Below are 14,441 nucleotides of genomic sequence, written 5' to 3' on the forward strand. Positions count from 1 at the left end.
ACCGCTGTAGCCCGCCGTGCCCCTCGCTTTCCCGGAAACGTGACAATGGCCCCGACCGCAGCCGAAGCTGTTTTTCGGGGCCATTGCGCTGGTCCGGTGGCTGTTAGCACCGATGGGCCGCCTTAGGCGCGTGCAAGACGCACTTGCCGTCGTTGCACAATATCCGGGTACCTCAGCGCACCCGGATGTTGGACGGCTTCCCCGCGACGTCCCTCGGTTTCAGCCCGGCCGCTTCAGCCTGGAGGATGCACCATTTGCGCAGCTGCATTCCGAGCACCTTTGACAGCGAACCGTGTTTTTCCTTGACTAAGGGTGATCCCGCAGAGCCGAACGATGTCACGCTGATGCCGGCGGCGCCGTGCAGCAGCGGATCGGCCAGCACTGCGGCCCAGGCCTTCTCCAAGGCCCTGGCTGCGGCGTCAACGCTTCCGTTCACGCCCTGGAAGCTCCGCACCACGTGGGCATGCATCCGCTGCTGCTCCGTCAGGGCCGGCGCGGGCTTCGTTGCCTTTACGACGGCGGCAGCCGGGGCTGGTGGCTCGGGCTGCGGTTTCGGTTCTGCGTGGCGGGAATTGCCGCCCGCTCCGGCGAGCAATAGATCTGCGAGTTCTACGTGAAGGGCAGCGATCTGCCGATGAATTTCGCTGATCCGCTGCACCACGTCGACGCCCGCATCGTGCTTCGGCACACCCAGCCTGGCCTTCACATCAGCCGGGCAGCTGGTGCGGAACAGGGCGCAAAGCGCTTTCGCCAGGCCAAGCCGCGCGTCGGCGCCGGGCAGGTGCAGCGGTGCCGGGCTGGTCGACGTCGAGATCACCGCAGCGAGGTCCGGCAGGCTTCCATACACCTTGCCCCACCGGATGCGTTCAATCTCCGTCCGCTCATCCACCTGCGGGGAGTACACGCTTTGCATCAGCAGTAGCTGCCGCGGATCAAAGTCAGGAAAGTACTGCGGCAGGATCCCGTTGCGCAGGGCCAGGCGTACGGCGTCGAGCTGTTTCGAAACCTGCTCTATGGGGTTGGCAACCAGCAGTCCGCCCTCCAGCTGCCACCGGGCGCCAGTATCGGTGGCGGAAACCACGCGGTGGGGGAATCCCTTCCACTCGCTGACCATCAGCGTCCCGTGCCGGACGTTATAGAAGAACCAGTCGATCTCGGCCACCGGCCTGCCCGGGGCGTCCACGCGGCAATTGCTGAACGCCCACACGTCGTCGTTGAGCAGTTCACCCAGCCTTGCGACATCGCGGAGGGAGGGACGGTGGGCCGCCGAGTTGGCGGAAGGAAAATGAAGCAACGAAGGCCTTCTGGGGCGCCGGGGCCGGCAAAGGGAACCCCACACCCTAGCCGGTCGCGCCTCATGCGCTACGCCATCATCACCGGCCAGATGGTGCAGCCGCAAGTCTTTCCATCGCCCAGTCCCAGCGGATCAGCTCCTGCTCGAGCCGGACCGCCCGGCCATACGTGTCCGTTACCAGCCCTTTGTAAAGTCCTGCCTCCTCCGCCGTCAGCCGGCCCAGCCCGGACTTGGACGGCGACGGCTCAGTGCCCCACACGTCCCGATGCGCCAGGAGCGTTGCTTCATCCATCAGCACACTGGCGACGTGCGGATGCACTGCGCGGAGCTGGTCAAGGATCTGGAAACCATGCGTGTCCAGGTCGCCCCAGTAAAAGACGTCGCAGTCGCGGAGCCATCCAGCGTCCCGCAGGGAGGAGAACCCGTAACCACCGCCGTAGATCGCCAGTGTGTCCCGGCATTCCGGGAGGGCCAGGAAGTTCACCAGGTTTTCAGTGATCAGCACTTTTGTGACGGGTAGCCTCAGCGTGCTGAACGCCCCGGCCGTCACTGTGACATCCCGCGCGTCGCCCAGCAAGGGGACAGCAGCATCCAGCGAACGGAACCGGACGAGCTCCGGCGGGTGCAGGAATCCATGCATGGCGGCAAAGCGGGCGGCGGGAGTCCGCGGCGCCGCCTGCCCCAGGAGGGAGCCGGCTTCAGCGGCCACGTCAGCCACCTGTTGAGCGGCATCCTCCGGCGCGTCATCGGCAGGCGTTTCCGCGAGGAGGGTTTCGAGTAATTCGTCGATCACTGCCCGGTTGCCTTCGACGAACTTGGTGTGCACGCCGGACAGGCTCAGCTGGCGGACGTAGACACCGGGATCCCGGTTGTCCCGAAGCCACAACGCAATCCGGCCTGCTGTGAGTGCGCTGGCGCCCAGGTCCAGCAGCTTCAGGGGCCGCCGCAGCGCCCAAGCGCGGAACAGCGGGTCCAGCCCGGCCAGCCCCTCGGCCAGTTCCTGGAACCGCGCGGCGTCCTTGGCCTTGCCGGCAAAGGCAATCTCGTCCTGTGCCGAAGCGAAAACCACCGCAGCCGGCAGCTGATTGGCCCCGATGGTATTGCGCCCCAGCTCGGTGGTCTCCAGGGTGAACGGTCCTGCGGCGGCCAACAACCCCTCCGCCCATGCGCGCGCATCCGCGTAATCACGCAGGAGGGCCGCCGCCGTCGGCCGCTTTAGGGTACGACGGCGGGGGTAGGCCCCGCTGGGAGCCAGCAGTTCGCGGAGGAGGGAGCCGCTGCTCCAGGCCTTCAGTGACAGGGCGCGAAGGTCAGACGGGGTGGTCCACCCCGGTGGCCGGCCCGCGGAGCTGTCAGCGCGGAGGTCCCTTCCCGAACCTCGCAAGCTCGCTTCGGGCCCCTCGGGACGCCGCTTAGGCACGCCGGTCCCGTTCCTCCCGGTACTCCTGGAGGGTCATGTTCCGCAGCTGTGAATCGTTGCCGTTGGTGTTGGCCACAAAACCCACGTGTGCGACAAACGGTTCGATCACGTGGATCTTCTGCAGGGGAGTGACAATCAGCAGCTGCAGCTTCATCCGCTGGAACAGTTCCAGGCCGTAGCGCGCAGACTCGTCGGAGCCGCGCCCAAACGCCTCGTCAATCACCACAAAGCGGAAGCTGCGGCCCTTGCCCGCACTTTTCCCGGCCCCCGAAGCCGCGCCCTGCCCCGTGCCCAGGCCGAACTGGAACGCCAGCGCTGCGGCCAGGATGGTGTAAGCCAGCTTTTCCTTCTGCCCACCGGACTTGCCGCCGGAATCGGTGAAGTGCTCAAACTCCTCGCCGGTCTCGGTCCACTTCTCGGCGGCGGAGAAGGTGAACCAGTTCCGCACGTCAGTGACTTTCGCGGTCCACCGCTCATCCAGTGCTGTGAAGCCGTCGCGCCCGCGGAACCGTTCAATCAGCCGCTCCACCTGCAGGTACTTCTGTTCGGAGTACTGGTCCTCGTCCCCGATGGTTCCCTCCGAACAGGCCCGCAAGTCCGTTCCGAACTGCCGGACGTCCAGGTCCGTGGTGTTCTGGTGCTCCAGTTGGATGTGCCGGCCGCGGTTGTACTCGATGGTGGCCAGGGATTCGTTGATCTTGGTGATCCGGCTGACGATGTCCTGCCGGCGGCTGTCCAGGAAGGCGTTGAACGCCACCACCTCGTGGATGGTGTTCTGGTTCAGGGACTCCTTGAAATGTGCCTCGAACTTGGGCAGATCGTTCTTTTCCAGCTGCTCGAGCAGCCGGTCGTAATCTCCGGCGGCGTCAAGCGAAGCGTCGATGTCCGTGGTTTCGTTCGGATACTTGTTCCGGAAATCCGCCATCAGGCGCACCGTTCCGGCCTCCGCCGTGGCCAGGCGCTTGGACAGCGCATCGATGGCCTTCGTCAGCTCCTGCCGCACCAAGCTCTCCACGGCCACGGTGTTCTTATAGGTGAGGACTCTTTCCCCGGGCGCCCCGGCGGCGAGGGCCGCTACGGACGCCAGCAGGCCGGCGTCGTCCGTCAGCGGCTCCTCCGCCAGCACGGCACGGCACTCGGCGATGGCCTCCGCAAGGTTCTCGGTGTCCTTCTCATTGGCTCCGAGCCGCTGCTGGATCTTGTTTGCCCGCTCTTCGAAACGCTGCAGGTCAGCCTTCATGGCGGTCTCCCGGGCAGCCAGCTCCTGCAGGACGTTGCTGGCTGACTCCAGCGCCCGCCGTTCCTCCTTGAACTCCTCGATCCGCCGGGCAGTGAGCTCCCAGTTGACCTCGCCGAAATCCGCTACCGAGCGCACGGTGCCGAGTTGCTGGTTCTTCCGGCCGAGGTCGCCCAGCTGGCGGTCGACGTTAGCCAACTGCGTCGCGGCCACCTGGAGCTGGCCCTTTGCCGTGTCCAGCTCGGCGAGGAACCGGTTCACCTTGTCCTGGTTGTCCCAGCCCAGTACGAAGTTCCGCCGGTCCGCGATGTCCCTGCGGTCATCCTTCTCATGCCGTCCCCTGCCGCCCTTGAGCTGCCCGTTCGCGGTGAGCGCTTTGGGGAAGCGCCGGAAGTCGGCCAGTGTGTCACAGCAGACGTAGTCGAACCGGCCCGCCAGTTCCTCCAGCAGGAAATCGCGGAACGGCGTGCCCTGCTTGATGGCGATCTTGGCAGCCAGGGTTCCGGGTTCGGCACTCCGGGCAGAGTAAGAATCACCCACCCTCAGGTAGACGAGCTTGCCCTTGAGGTTGTTCGATTCCACCCAGCTGCTCACCGCAGCGTAATGTTCCACCGGCACCAGCAGGGACAGCGCGAAGCCCCTCAGGGTCCGTTCGGCTGCGCCTTCCCAGGCGGCTTCGCCGTCGCGGACGCGCAGCAGCTCGCCGGCGAACGGCAGCGCCTTCTCCGGCACGCCGGTTCCCTCGCACAGCCGGCGGCGGATCCCCACCTGGTCAAGCGGCAGCAGGTTCCGCCGGGACTGGAGGCTGGTGAGTTCCGCTGTGAGGTCGGCGGCGCGTTCGGCCAGGACCGTGCGGGTCATGGTCAGCTCGGTGCGCTGCTCCTGCAGGTCCCTGTTCTGCTCCGCCAGCCCGGATTCGACGGCGGCCAGGCCGTCCCGGTTGGCGTCGAACAGCACCCGGTCCTCCGGTGCCCGCAGGCCCAGCTCCGCGGTGGCGGCCGCGTAGGTCTGGTACCGGGTGCGCTGTACGGCGGCTTCGCGCCCCAGGCGCGCAATGTCCGCGTCGATTGCCGCGAGCCGGCCGCCGCCGTTGGAACGGATGTCCTCGGCCACGGCGCCAAGATCGTGCCGGAGTTCGGCGATGCGGCCGGTCACGGAGGCGTTGTCCTCGCGGAGCCGCTGGCCGGTGCTGCCCAGCTCAGCGGCATGTTCGAGGCTGAGGATCAGCTTCTGGTTGGTGAACCACGGGTGCAGCTGGTCCCGCTGGTCCCTGGCCTCCTGGTCCTGGAGCGTGAGTTTGGCGTGTTTGACGGCCCCCTCGCGGATGGGGGCCAGCATGGCGATCTGGTCCTTGGCGCGCAGCACGGCGCCGTGGGCCTTCTTGAGGTCATCGAAGTGGTGGATCAGGTTCTTGATCCGGCTCTCCACGTCGTCTTCGTCCAGCATGTTGGTGCGCACGAAGTGGGTGATGTTCTCCACCTGCTTCATGGACACCGTCCGGTGGAACAGCTCCATGGCCTGGTTCCCGGTGATGCCGAACTGGCGCTTGAACGCTGCCGCGTAGGGCTCGAAGGTGTCGTGCACCGTGGCGCCGGCCGCCTTGAGCTTCTTCTTCAGCTTGAACGGGTCCTGGCCGAAGTTGGCGAAGTCCGCCGCGATGGTCTGGTCTGTTTCCGCGAGTGAATAGAAACGGTTGGGCTGGCCCGCCTCCTGGACCGCCCACAGCGTGATGGCCAGCGTGACCGACTTGTCCAGCACGGCGTTGTGGAACACAGCCAGCACCACTGTGAGCGCGCCGGTTCCGCGCAGCGACACAGGCCTGGAGTTTTCGCCGCCTGTACTGCGGGTGCTCTTGTGGTAGCCCCGCACATACGACATGAGGGTGCGTTCCTTCTTCTGCGCACCGGCGGCCTTGTTGTATTCGATCTTGTTGGCCGGCAGCAGGAGCGTGGTGATGGCATCCACCACCGTTGACTTTCCCGAACCGATGTCGCCGGTCAGGAGGCTGTTTGCCCCGTCCAGCCGGAACGTGCGCACGCCCTGGTGGAACGTGCCCCAGTTGAGCAGTTCCAAACGGTGCAGCCGGTAGCCCGGGGGAGCGCCGGCGTCGTCCGCTGTGTGTCCTTCCGCCGCGTCCGCGCGGTCCTCAAGGCTGAACAGGCTGTCCTGCAGATCCGCGGTCACGGCAGTTCCCCTTCGGTGGTGCTTTCAGGTGTTTCCGGTCGAGCGCCTGCGGGTTCCGCCAGGGACGCCCGGTAGTCAGCGAGCCGCGCGTCGAACTCCTCCAGCCACTGGGCGTCAACGTAGGCCTTCAGGATCCTGGCGACCTCGTAGGTGTCCGCCTGGCCGCGGAGCCTGCGGAGGAAGCCGAGCTCCACCACCTTTTTGATGGTGGCGCCCAGCTTGTCCAGGATCTTGGCCTGGTTGCTGGATTCAGGCAGGAAAACCGCCACCATGTCCACGATTTCCTGCTCCGTCATGATGAGGCGGAGCTCGCTGCTGTTGGTGTCGAACTCGAGCATCCGGCCGCGCAGCAGTGCCAGCAACAGGCTCACGTCGAAGGTGAGCCGGCGGCGCGGGATCAGCCGGGGGAGATTGCCCTCGGGATCCTCCTTGGACCGGAGGAACGCGTAGCCCTCGGACTCATCCAGGATGAGGTCCAGCCCGAGCACGGCCACATAATCCCGGGCCTGGGACTCAAGGGCGAGCAGCGACTGCCAGACCTTCTCATCCGATTCGGCGTACAGGACGCCCCGGAAGAGCCGGGTTACGACGCCGGGAAGTTCCTCGGGCGTCCGGGCTGCGGTTTCGATCGTGTCCTGGGGATTCATGCCGGCCTCACAAAGATGATCTGGTCGATAATGGCTTCGCGGATGCTGCCGTCAGGGAGCTTCCACTGCAACTGCTGGGGCACATCGTCATGGATGCTGGCCCATGCGGACTCGCTGGCCAGCTGGTAGTACGCAACGATCTCGGCCAGTCCCTGCTGCAGCGGATGGGCTGTGGTGACCTCTACGAGGGTTGCCTGCTCGGCGTAGGCCAGGACGGAATCGACGTTCGCCTGCAGGCGCTGCTTATCCACGTGGAACTGGCTGAACAGGGCACCCGCGTCCACGTCCGTGTCATCGGCGGCCAGCACGTCGTCGTCCACCATCATCTTCCGGCTTGGCTCGTACAGCGGCCGCTCGAACGGCAGGGCGACGTCCACCGACTGGGCGGCGATGTCCATGAAGATGCCCGACGGCGGTGCCTCCCGGGTGCCCAGGGCACCGGATTCAATACTGCGGATCAGCCGCATGATGCGCTTGTTTTCGAGGAAGACCTTGTCATCCAGGAGCCGGCGCATCTGCTCGGACAGCTGGCGTACGGTGGCCTGGGTCTGGTCGACGGCGGGCAGCCAGTCCTGGTGCAGCCTGGTCACCGCGTGCAGGTCCTCCACCCCGGCCAGCGCCTCGATTTCCGTGGCACGCTGCAGGAGGTCCTGCAGTTCGGTACGCAGCTGAGGGGACATGAGATAGTCCCAAAACCCCTGGAAGGTGCGGCCTTGAAGGGAGCTGCTGATGCCCTGCTGGTTGGCGAAGATGGTTTCCAGGAGCTCGCCCTGGGTGCCGTCCCAGGTGGCGATCTGCTCCCGTACCTGCCGGTCCAGTTTCCGGAAGTTCTGTTCAACCTCGCGGAAATCGGCGAGGAGGTCTTTGGCGAGGGTTGTCAACTGCTGGAAGTGGTCCAGCGCCTCCGGGGCAGTCATCACCCTGACGTTGCCGTCCCTGATCCTCTGCATCTCGGCGTCGATCCCGTCCCGCTGGCGCTGCAGCTCGGCCAGCCGGACCTCAGGATCGGTCTCGGACTGCTGGACCAGGGCCTTGAGGACCGCGAAGATGCTGGTGAGCCTTGACTGGGTGGCCACAAAGTCCCGCCCGCGAAGGTTCTCCACCCACCGGACAACATCCTCCGCGGCTGGGGTGAGGTCGTAGTGCGGCTCGTCCTGGCCGGGAACGTAGTACTTGCGCAGCCAGGCTTTCTCGCTGGCAGCCCAATCGTCCAGGTACTCGCCGGCAGGACGCGGGAACTTGTCCTCACCGTAGACATCGCGCAGGCCAAACAGGATGTCATCCAAATGGTCGATGAGCTCCTGCCGGCCGATGTCACGCTGGTTCGGGCCGGTAAAGGCTTTGATGAAGAAACTGATGGCCAGCGGGGCGTTCTGCGCACGGAGCAGGGACCAGCCTGCGTGGTTCTCACGCAGGGCGTTGACGGCGTAGAAATCCAAGGCGTCCTCAGAGCGGGTTTTACGGCGGGATGGCTTATCTGCCCAAGCTACACGGCGCCACCGACAATTTCTGCGGAGGACGGGTGTATTGCCACCTGTCCGGCGGCATTGCTGGCTTCCGCCTGCTCCCAGTGACGCCGGAGCAACTCCGCCAGCCGCCCGGGTTCGATCCTGTGTGGAGGGTCGAAGTGGTGGCGCTTGGGGAACACCTCCAGATGGAAGTCCGGGAAGAACACCCTTGCCAGCCGGCTGGCAATCTCGCCGTAGGCATCCGGGTTGCTCAGGCCGCCCAAGGCGTAGAACACGGGCCGCGGAAACGCTGCCAGCCGCTCCCTCTCCAGGTCGTAGTCCTTGAAGGACCGCAGGAAGGCTTTGATGCCCGCGGGCCGTTTCGCCATCCACGGCGGCGGGGGGCCTGGCGGCGGTGGCGGAAGGACGGCGTCGGGCTTGACTCCCAGCCTGATAAAGGCGGGCAGGAACTGCTCCGGAGGGAGTGCCTCGAGCTGCCCGTACTTCTTCCAGAGCTCCGCGTGCCCGGGGCTCCAGTCCCAGTTCCCGGCCCAGGCAGGCTCAAGCAACGCCAGGCTGAGCAGCCTGTCAGGGTGCCTGGCGGCGAATGCCAGGGCAACTGCGCCGCCGCCGGAGTATCCCACCAGGTGGAAGGTCTCCCAACCAAGGGCGTCGGCTTGGCGCAGCACGCCGGCAACCTCTGTGTCCAGTGTCCAGCCAGGCGGAGGCTCGTCGCCCGCATAGAGGTCCAGGTCCTTGGCGACGGCCTGCACCTCGGGTCCCAGGGCTTGAATCAGTGCCTCATACGCTGGCTGGGCCGGGAGAATGGAGCCCGGCAGCAGAATGGTCCGAATCCGATCCATAAACGAACCATACGCCCGGTCCGCTTGTTCCTGACAGCCCCGTGGTGAGGCCCGGCTGAGCCTCGGCCGAGGCCCCGAAACGGACGGTCTGCTCCGCACTTCGCCGGGGGAGTGACAGGCTGAATTTGGTGGCAGGATGTGCCCGCTGAAGCCGGTGGTAATTAGTGCTCCAAATCTCCTGTAGGGTTGATCCTGTTGTTGTGTTTATGCAGTTGGTAGTTCAGGCAGTACGCGGGGTCGAAAGTCCTCGTTCTTCTGAAGTAGCGGTTTTGAACACCCCACACCGGAGGACCCGAAAGTCGGGACTTTTCCTCCACCTTCACGAAGGACAAAAATAATGGCTACTGGTACCGTCAAATGGTTTAACGCTGAAAAGGGCTTCGGCTTCATTTCCCCCGATGACTCCTCACAGGACGTTTTCGCACACTACTCTGCGATCGCTTCCTCCGGCTTCCGCTCACTCGAAGAGAACCAGAAGGTCTCCTTCGAAACCGAGCAGGGCCCCAAGGGTCCCCAGGCCGTAAACATCCAGTCCCTCTAATTTTTAGAGAAACTGGGGCCTAAGGGTTTCAAATTGTGAAAGCAGGGCCGGTCACTGACCGGCCCTGCTTTTGTTAACCGACTCGACCCGGGGCATTAGCGGGCCACGGCCGCTAACCCGCATTAGCGGCCGTGGCCCGCTTAAACGGTGCCGGCCAGCACCGTTCGTGCGGGCCCGGGCCGCCATTGAACTAAGGCCGCCAAGTGGCTCAGTGCAGCCCCATCGCGTTCCGCACCTCATCGAGGATGTGGTGCATCGCGTTCTCGGCAGCAACAGCGTCCCCGCCCGCGACAGCAGCAGCAACATCCTCGTGCGCCTGCAATGCCTCGTTCCGCGGCTTGAAGGGCATCAGCCCCTGCTTTGTGCGGCTGGTGAGCACCTCGGCCACCATGCCTTCCAGCGCAAGGAACATTTCATTGCCGCAGCTTTCCAGCAGCAGGCAATGGAATTCGATGTCCGCCGCCAGGAATGCCTCAAGCTCCCCGGCCTCGCCGAGCCGGCGAAGGTCGGCAGCGAGCGACGTCAGCTTCGCCCGTTCAGCGGCACTCGCCCGGCGCGCGGCGCCGGCAGCAGCAATAGGTTCGACGGCGATGCGCAGCTCTGTGAGGCTGCTGTACTGGATCTCGCGCCGGTCCGAGGCGAGCCGCCAGCGCACGAGCTTCGGGTCAAAGACATTCCAGAGCCGGCGCTCCTGCACCACGATGCCCACCCGCCTGCGCGAATACACCAGGTTCATGGACTCGAGGACCTTCATAGTGTCGCGGGCTACGGTCCGGGAGATGCCGTACTCCTGCTGGATCCCCTCCAGGGTGAGCCGGCTTCCGGGCGGTAATTCACCGGAAGCAATGGCAACGCCAACCGCCTCCAAAACGCGTTCATGCATGGCGGGGGAAGCCCCGCCGTCGTGCGCGTTGTCCGCGTCCTGTGGTGTCGCCGTCGACATCTTTCCTGCCTTCCTCTGCGCCTGCGCGCCGTTCTAGCTTACTGAAAAAGATGTAAAGGTATGACTTGTGACACGAAAAGATAGTATCTATCGACCGAAAAGGTGCTACCTTATTTCAAGCGCACTCCTCACGGGATGCGCGACGAGCTTTCTTCACTAAGCCAACGGCGTCTTCTTCGGAGGTAAAACATGCAGTATCCCGCCACGCACCTGGTGGTGATGGGGGTTGCCGGGTCCGGCAAGTCCACCATTGCGGCAGCTCTTTCCCAGCAGCTGGGCTGGGCCTGCGCCGAAGCGGACGAGTTCCACCCGCAGTCCAACATCCAGAAGATGAGCCAGGGCATTCCCCTGCAGGATGAGGACCGCTGGCCCTGGCTGCAGGAGATCCAGAACTGGATGACCGCCCAGGCCAAGGCCGGCAAGAGCACCGTGCTGACGTGCTCCGCCCTCAAGCAGAGCTACCGGCAGCTGCTTGCCCAGGCGGAGGGCCGCGTCCTGTTCCTGCACCTCCACGGTGAAGCGGACCTGATTGGCCAGCGCATGCAGGGCCGCGAGGGCCACTTTATGCCGCCCACCCTCCTGCCCAGCCAGCTGGCGACCCTGGAACCGCTCAGCGACGCTGAACTGGCGGCCGGAAGCCTCCGCCTGGACATCTCCAAGTCCCCGGAAGAGCTGGTTAGAACCATCATCGCCTCGCTGAAGCTTTCCGCCGGCCAGGCGTCCTAAACACTTTCGATTCCCCAAACCCCAACAAAACCCTGTTTCAAAGGAGAACCATGACCATCGAAGGATGGACTCAAACGATGGGTGCAGGCCCACTGCTGCTCATCGCTGCGGCCGCGATCGCCGCGCTGCTGTTCCTGATCATCAAGCTGCGCATGCACGCGCTGCTTGCCCTGATCGTCATCAGCCTCGCCACCGCCTTCGCCACCGGCATCCCCGCCAACCAGGTGGTGCCCGTACTGATCAACGGCTTCGGCACAACCCTGGGCACCGTGGCACTCCTCGTGGGCCTGGGCGCCATGCTCGGCCGCATCGTCGAAACCAGCGGTGGCGCCAAGGTCCTGGCCGACTACCTCATTGGCATCTTCGGTGAGAAGCGCGCCCCCTTCGCCCTGGGCCTTGCCTCGCTCATCTTCGGCTTCCCCATCTTCTTCGACGCCGGCCTGGTGGTCATGCTGCCCGTCGTCTTCGCCGTCGCCCACCGCCTGGGCGGGGGAGTGCTCCGCTACGGCCTGCCCGCCGCCGGCGCTTTCTCCGTGATGCACATTTTCCTGCCGCCGCACCCGGGCCCGGTATCCGCGTCCGCCTTCTTTGACGCCAACATTGGCCTCGTAACCATCGCCGGCCTCATCGTCGCCATCCCCACCTGGTACGTCACCGCCTACCTCTTCGGCCTCTACACGGGCAGGAAGCTCGTCCTGCCGGTTCCGGAAATTCTTGGCCACGCCAGCGCCGAAGCCGAGTCCCACCCGCCGCGCTTCCGCACCATCGTGGGGCTGCTGCTCCTGCCGCTGGTCCTGATCTTCATGAACACCGGACTGAACACGCTGGCCTCCTCCGGCGTGTTGAGCGAAGGCGTCAAGGACGAGCAGTGGTTCCAGGTCCTGCGCACTATCGGTGAAACGCCCGTGGCGCTGCTGATTGCCGTGATCGTGGCCATGTTCGTCCTGGGCGCCAAGCGCGGCAAGGACGCCGGCGCGTTGGAGAAACTGCTGGAATCCTCCCTGGGCCCGGTCTGCTCCGTCATCCTGATCACCGGTGCCGGCGGTATGTTCGGCGGCGTCCTGCGCACCTCCGGCATCGGCGCCGCACTGGCGGACGTCCTGGGCAACCTGGGCATCCCGCTCATCCTGGCCGGCTTCCTGATCTCGGCCATCCTGCGCATCGCCCAGGGTTCCGCCACCGTGGCCCTCACCACCACTGCGGGCCTGATCGCTCCGGCCGTCGCGCTGGCAGGACTGAGCGGCATGCAGGTCGCAGCGCTGGTCATCGCCGTGGCCGCCGGCTCCGTGGTGGTCTCCCACGTCAACGACTCCGGCTTCTGGCTGGTGGGCCGCTTCTTCGGCATGGACGTCAAGACCACCCTGAAGACCTGGACTGTGATGGAAACCCTCATCGGCGTGATGGGCTTTGCCATCGCTGCCGTGATCTTCCTGCTCGCCGGCCTGGCGGGATAGCTTCCCCCAACTGGCCCATCCCCAACTGGGTAGCGCCAAGTGTCGTTTCGAACCTCCAAAACGACACCTGGCGCTACTTACTTTAAGAGGGCGGATTGGTTACGCCTGCAGGCCGGGCACTCCGTCCTGGATCCGGAACGAGGCCTTCGTGCTGACCGGGGAGCCCGGCGTCGTGACGTAATCAAGCACCCGGAAGTCCGCGGTCATCACATCCTTGGTGATCCTGGTGTTCACGTACCCGCGCGAATCGTTGTAGAACTTCAGGTGCGGGTTCCACGCCATTGTCGGGTCCGTTGTGGAGCCGGAGCCGTTGCCGGTGGACGTAATGGACGTGCACACCAGCTCCGAACCCACCACCGGCGACGCGGGATCCTTGTAGTCCACCTTGAGCTCGTTCGCCCAGTTGCGGTGCACGTCGCCGGTCAGTACGACGGCGTTGCGCACCTTCGCGTCCAGCCAGCCCTGGGTGATGCGGCGGCGGGAGGCGGCATACCCGTCCCAGCCGTCCATCGAGACGTCGTCCACGTCCAGGGCCTGGGCGCGGTCCCGCTCAGCGAAGAACACCTGCTGGCCCAGGATGTCCCAGCGCTGGGTGGAGTTCTTGAATCCGTCCAGCAGCCACTTCTCCTGCTCCGTGCCGGTGATGGTGCGGTTCTCAGCGAGGCGCTCGGCCACGTTTTTCTTCCAACCGTCGCCGGCGAGCTGGTCGTCGCGGTACTGCCGGGTGTCCATCATGTGGAAGTTGGCCAGCTGGCCCCACTGGATGGTGCGGTAGATCTTCATGTCGAAACCGGCAGGGACTGACGAGGCACGCAGCGGCATGTTCTCGTAGTACGCCTGGAACGCGGCCGCCCGGCGCTGGCGGAAGCGGTCGGTGGTGTCATTGAGCTGGCCGACGTCCCGGTTCTCCGGGACCTCGTCCGCCCAGTTGTTGTCCACCTCGTGGTCATCCCAGACCACCAGCCAGGGCGCGATCGCGTGCGCCGCCTGCAGGTCGGCGTCGGACTTGTACTGGGCGTGCCGCTGCCGGTAGCCCTGCAGCGTGGTGGTCTCCGGGCCCTGGTGGTCGCGCGGGTTGCCGCCGCCGATCACGTAGCTGTCCTTCTTGTATTCGTAGAGGTAGTCGCCCAGGTGCAGTACGAGGTCGGGGTGGTCCTGGGCCAGGCGGGTGTAGGCGGTGAAGTAGCCGTGCTCGTACTGTGAGCAGCTGGCGAAGGCCATGGCCAGTGCGGCCGGCGTCTCGTGCGGTGCTGGGGCGGTAAGCGTACGGCCCACCTGGCTGATGTGGCGGCCGCTGCGGAACCGGTAGAAATACTCGCGGCCGGGCTTCAGGCCCTTCAGCTCAACGTGCACGGAGTGGGCGGTTTCGATCCGGGCGTGTTCGACGCCGCGGGCTACTACGGTGCGCATGTTGGCATCTTCTGCGACTTCCCAGGCGACGGGAACCTGGCGCGAGGGCATGCCGCCCAGGCCGTCCTCGGCCAGGGGGTCCACCGCCAGGCGAGTCCAGATGACGAAGCCGTCCGGCCAGGGTTCGCCCGACGCAATGCCGAGCATAAAGGGGTCGGTGCGGAGGCCGGCGTCGTCCGCGATGGAAGTGGCGGTGGCGGCACCCGGCAGGGCAGCAACAAGGCCGGCCCCGAGGCCGGCGGAAATCAGGGATCTGCGTGAGATGTTATCCATG

The 14,441-nt window shown here is 65.4% G+C and carries 11 protein-coding genes; 3 read left to right on the forward strand and 8 right to left on the reverse strand.

Translation table 11 applies throughout. The features are described 5' to 3' along the window. Positions 1-172: 172 nt before the first annotated feature. From M8J71_RS01640 to M8J71_RS01665, 6 genes are all read right to left on the reverse strand, one after another. A complete protein-coding gene (locus M8J71_RS01640; protein ID WP_256246275.1) occupies positions 173-1,294 on the reverse strand; it encodes a hypothetical protein in 1,122 nt (373 codons plus the stop codon). 79 nt (positions 1,295-1,373) lie between these two features. Beyond that, positions 1,374-2,714: a Wadjet anti-phage system protein JetD domain-containing protein gene (locus M8J71_RS01645; protein WP_256246276.1), complete on the reverse strand. Its 1,341-nt coding sequence runs from the start codon at positions 2,712-2,714 to the stop codon at positions 1,374-1,376. Then, the gene (locus tag M8J71_RS01650; protein WP_256246277.1) at positions 2,707-6,135 is read right to left on the reverse strand and encodes an ATP-binding protein; all 3,429 of its coding nucleotides are present in this window, start codon (positions 6,133-6,135) and stop codon (positions 2,707-2,709) included. Before M8J71_RS01650 ends, M8J71_RS01645 begins: the two co-directional genes overlap by 8 nt. Continuing rightward, entirely contained in the window at positions 6,132-6,782 is a 651-nt protein-coding gene (locus M8J71_RS01655; protein WP_256246278.1) for a DUF4194 domain-containing protein, read from the reverse strand. Before M8J71_RS01655 ends, M8J71_RS01650 begins: the two co-directional genes overlap by 4 nt. Further along, complete coding sequence (locus M8J71_RS01660) at positions 6,779-8,221, reverse strand: DUF3375 domain-containing protein (protein ID WP_256246279.1); 1,443 nt, start codon at positions 8,219-8,221, stop codon at positions 6,779-6,781. The genes M8J71_RS01655 and M8J71_RS01660 overlap by 4 nt, the downstream gene beginning before the upstream one ends. A 47-nt stretch (positions 8,222-8,268) precedes the next feature. Then, positions 8,269-9,093, reverse strand: coding sequence for an alpha/beta fold hydrolase (locus M8J71_RS01665; protein WP_256246280.1), 825 nt, complete (start codon positions 9,091-9,093; stop codon positions 8,269-8,271). A 337-nt stretch (positions 9,094-9,430) separates the two neighbouring features. Here M8J71_RS01665 and M8J71_RS01670 point away from each other — a divergent pair, with 337 nt between their 5' ends. Further along, a complete protein-coding gene (locus M8J71_RS01670) occupies positions 9,431-9,634 on the forward strand; it encodes a cold-shock protein (protein WP_066274236.1) in 204 nt (67 codons plus the stop codon). Between the two features lie 208 nt (positions 9,635-9,842). Here the strand turns inward: M8J71_RS01670 and M8J71_RS01675 are convergent, their stop codons facing one another. After that, positions 9,843-10,577, reverse strand: a complete 735-nt coding sequence (locus tag M8J71_RS01675) for a FadR/GntR family transcriptional regulator (RefSeq protein WP_256246281.1) — start codon at positions 10,575-10,577, stop codon at positions 9,843-9,845. A gap of 189 nt (positions 10,578-10,766) precedes the next feature. Between M8J71_RS01675 and M8J71_RS01680 the strand changes: the two genes are divergently transcribed. After that, positions 10,767-11,303, forward strand: a complete 537-nt coding sequence (locus M8J71_RS01680) for a gluconokinase (protein ID WP_256246283.1) — start codon at positions 10,767-10,769, stop codon at positions 11,301-11,303. Positions 11,304-11,353: 50 nt separating this feature from the next. After that, on the forward strand, positions 11,354-12,757 hold the full coding sequence (locus M8J71_RS01685; protein WP_256246284.1) for a GntP family permease: 1,404 nt from the start codon (positions 11,354-11,356) through the stop codon (positions 12,755-12,757). Positions 12,758-12,856: 99 nt separating this feature from the next. On the opposite strand, the gene M8J71_RS01690 is transcribed toward M8J71_RS01685, so the two are convergent. Next, the gene (locus M8J71_RS01690; RefSeq protein WP_256246285.1) at positions 12,857-14,440 is read right to left on the reverse strand and encodes an alkaline phosphatase D family protein; all 1,584 of its coding nucleotides are present in this window, start codon (positions 14,438-14,440) and stop codon (positions 12,857-12,859) included. Between the last annotated feature and the right edge of the window lies 1 nt (position 14,441).

It is taken from the genome of Pseudarthrobacter sp. R1, assembly GCF_024494415.1.
In the GTDB taxonomy this organism is placed as follows: Bacteria; Actinomycetota; Actinomycetes; order Actinomycetales; family Micrococcaceae; genus Arthrobacter.

Bases quoted from the DNA above. Each gene is read 5' to 3' on its own strand.
- M8J71_RS01655 (WP_256246278.1), bottom strand. From the start codon at position 6,782: ATGAATCCCCAGGACACGATCGAAACCGCAGCCCGGACGCCCGAGGAA.
- M8J71_RS01665 (WP_256246280.1), bottom strand. From the start codon at position 9,093: ATGGATCGGATTCGGACCATTCTGCTGCCGGGCTCCATTCTCCCGGCC.
- M8J71_RS01670 (WP_066274236.1), top strand. From the start codon at position 9,431: ATGGCTACTGGTACCGTCAAATGGTTTAACGCTGAAAAGGGCTTCGGC.
- M8J71_RS01675 (WP_256246281.1), bottom strand. From the start codon at position 10,577: ATGTCGACGGCGACACCACAGGACGCGGACAACGCGCACGACGGCGGG.
- M8J71_RS01680 (WP_256246283.1), top strand. From the start codon at position 10,767: ATGCAGTATCCCGCCACGCACCTGGTGGTGATGGGGGTTGCCGGGTCC.
- M8J71_RS01685 (WP_256246284.1), top strand. From the start codon at position 11,354: ATGACCATCGAAGGATGGACTCAAACGATGGGTGCAGGCCCACTGCTG.
- M8J71_RS01690 (WP_256246285.1), bottom strand. From the start codon at position 14,440: ATGGATAACATCTCACGCAGATCCCTGATTTCCGCCGGCCTCGGGGCC.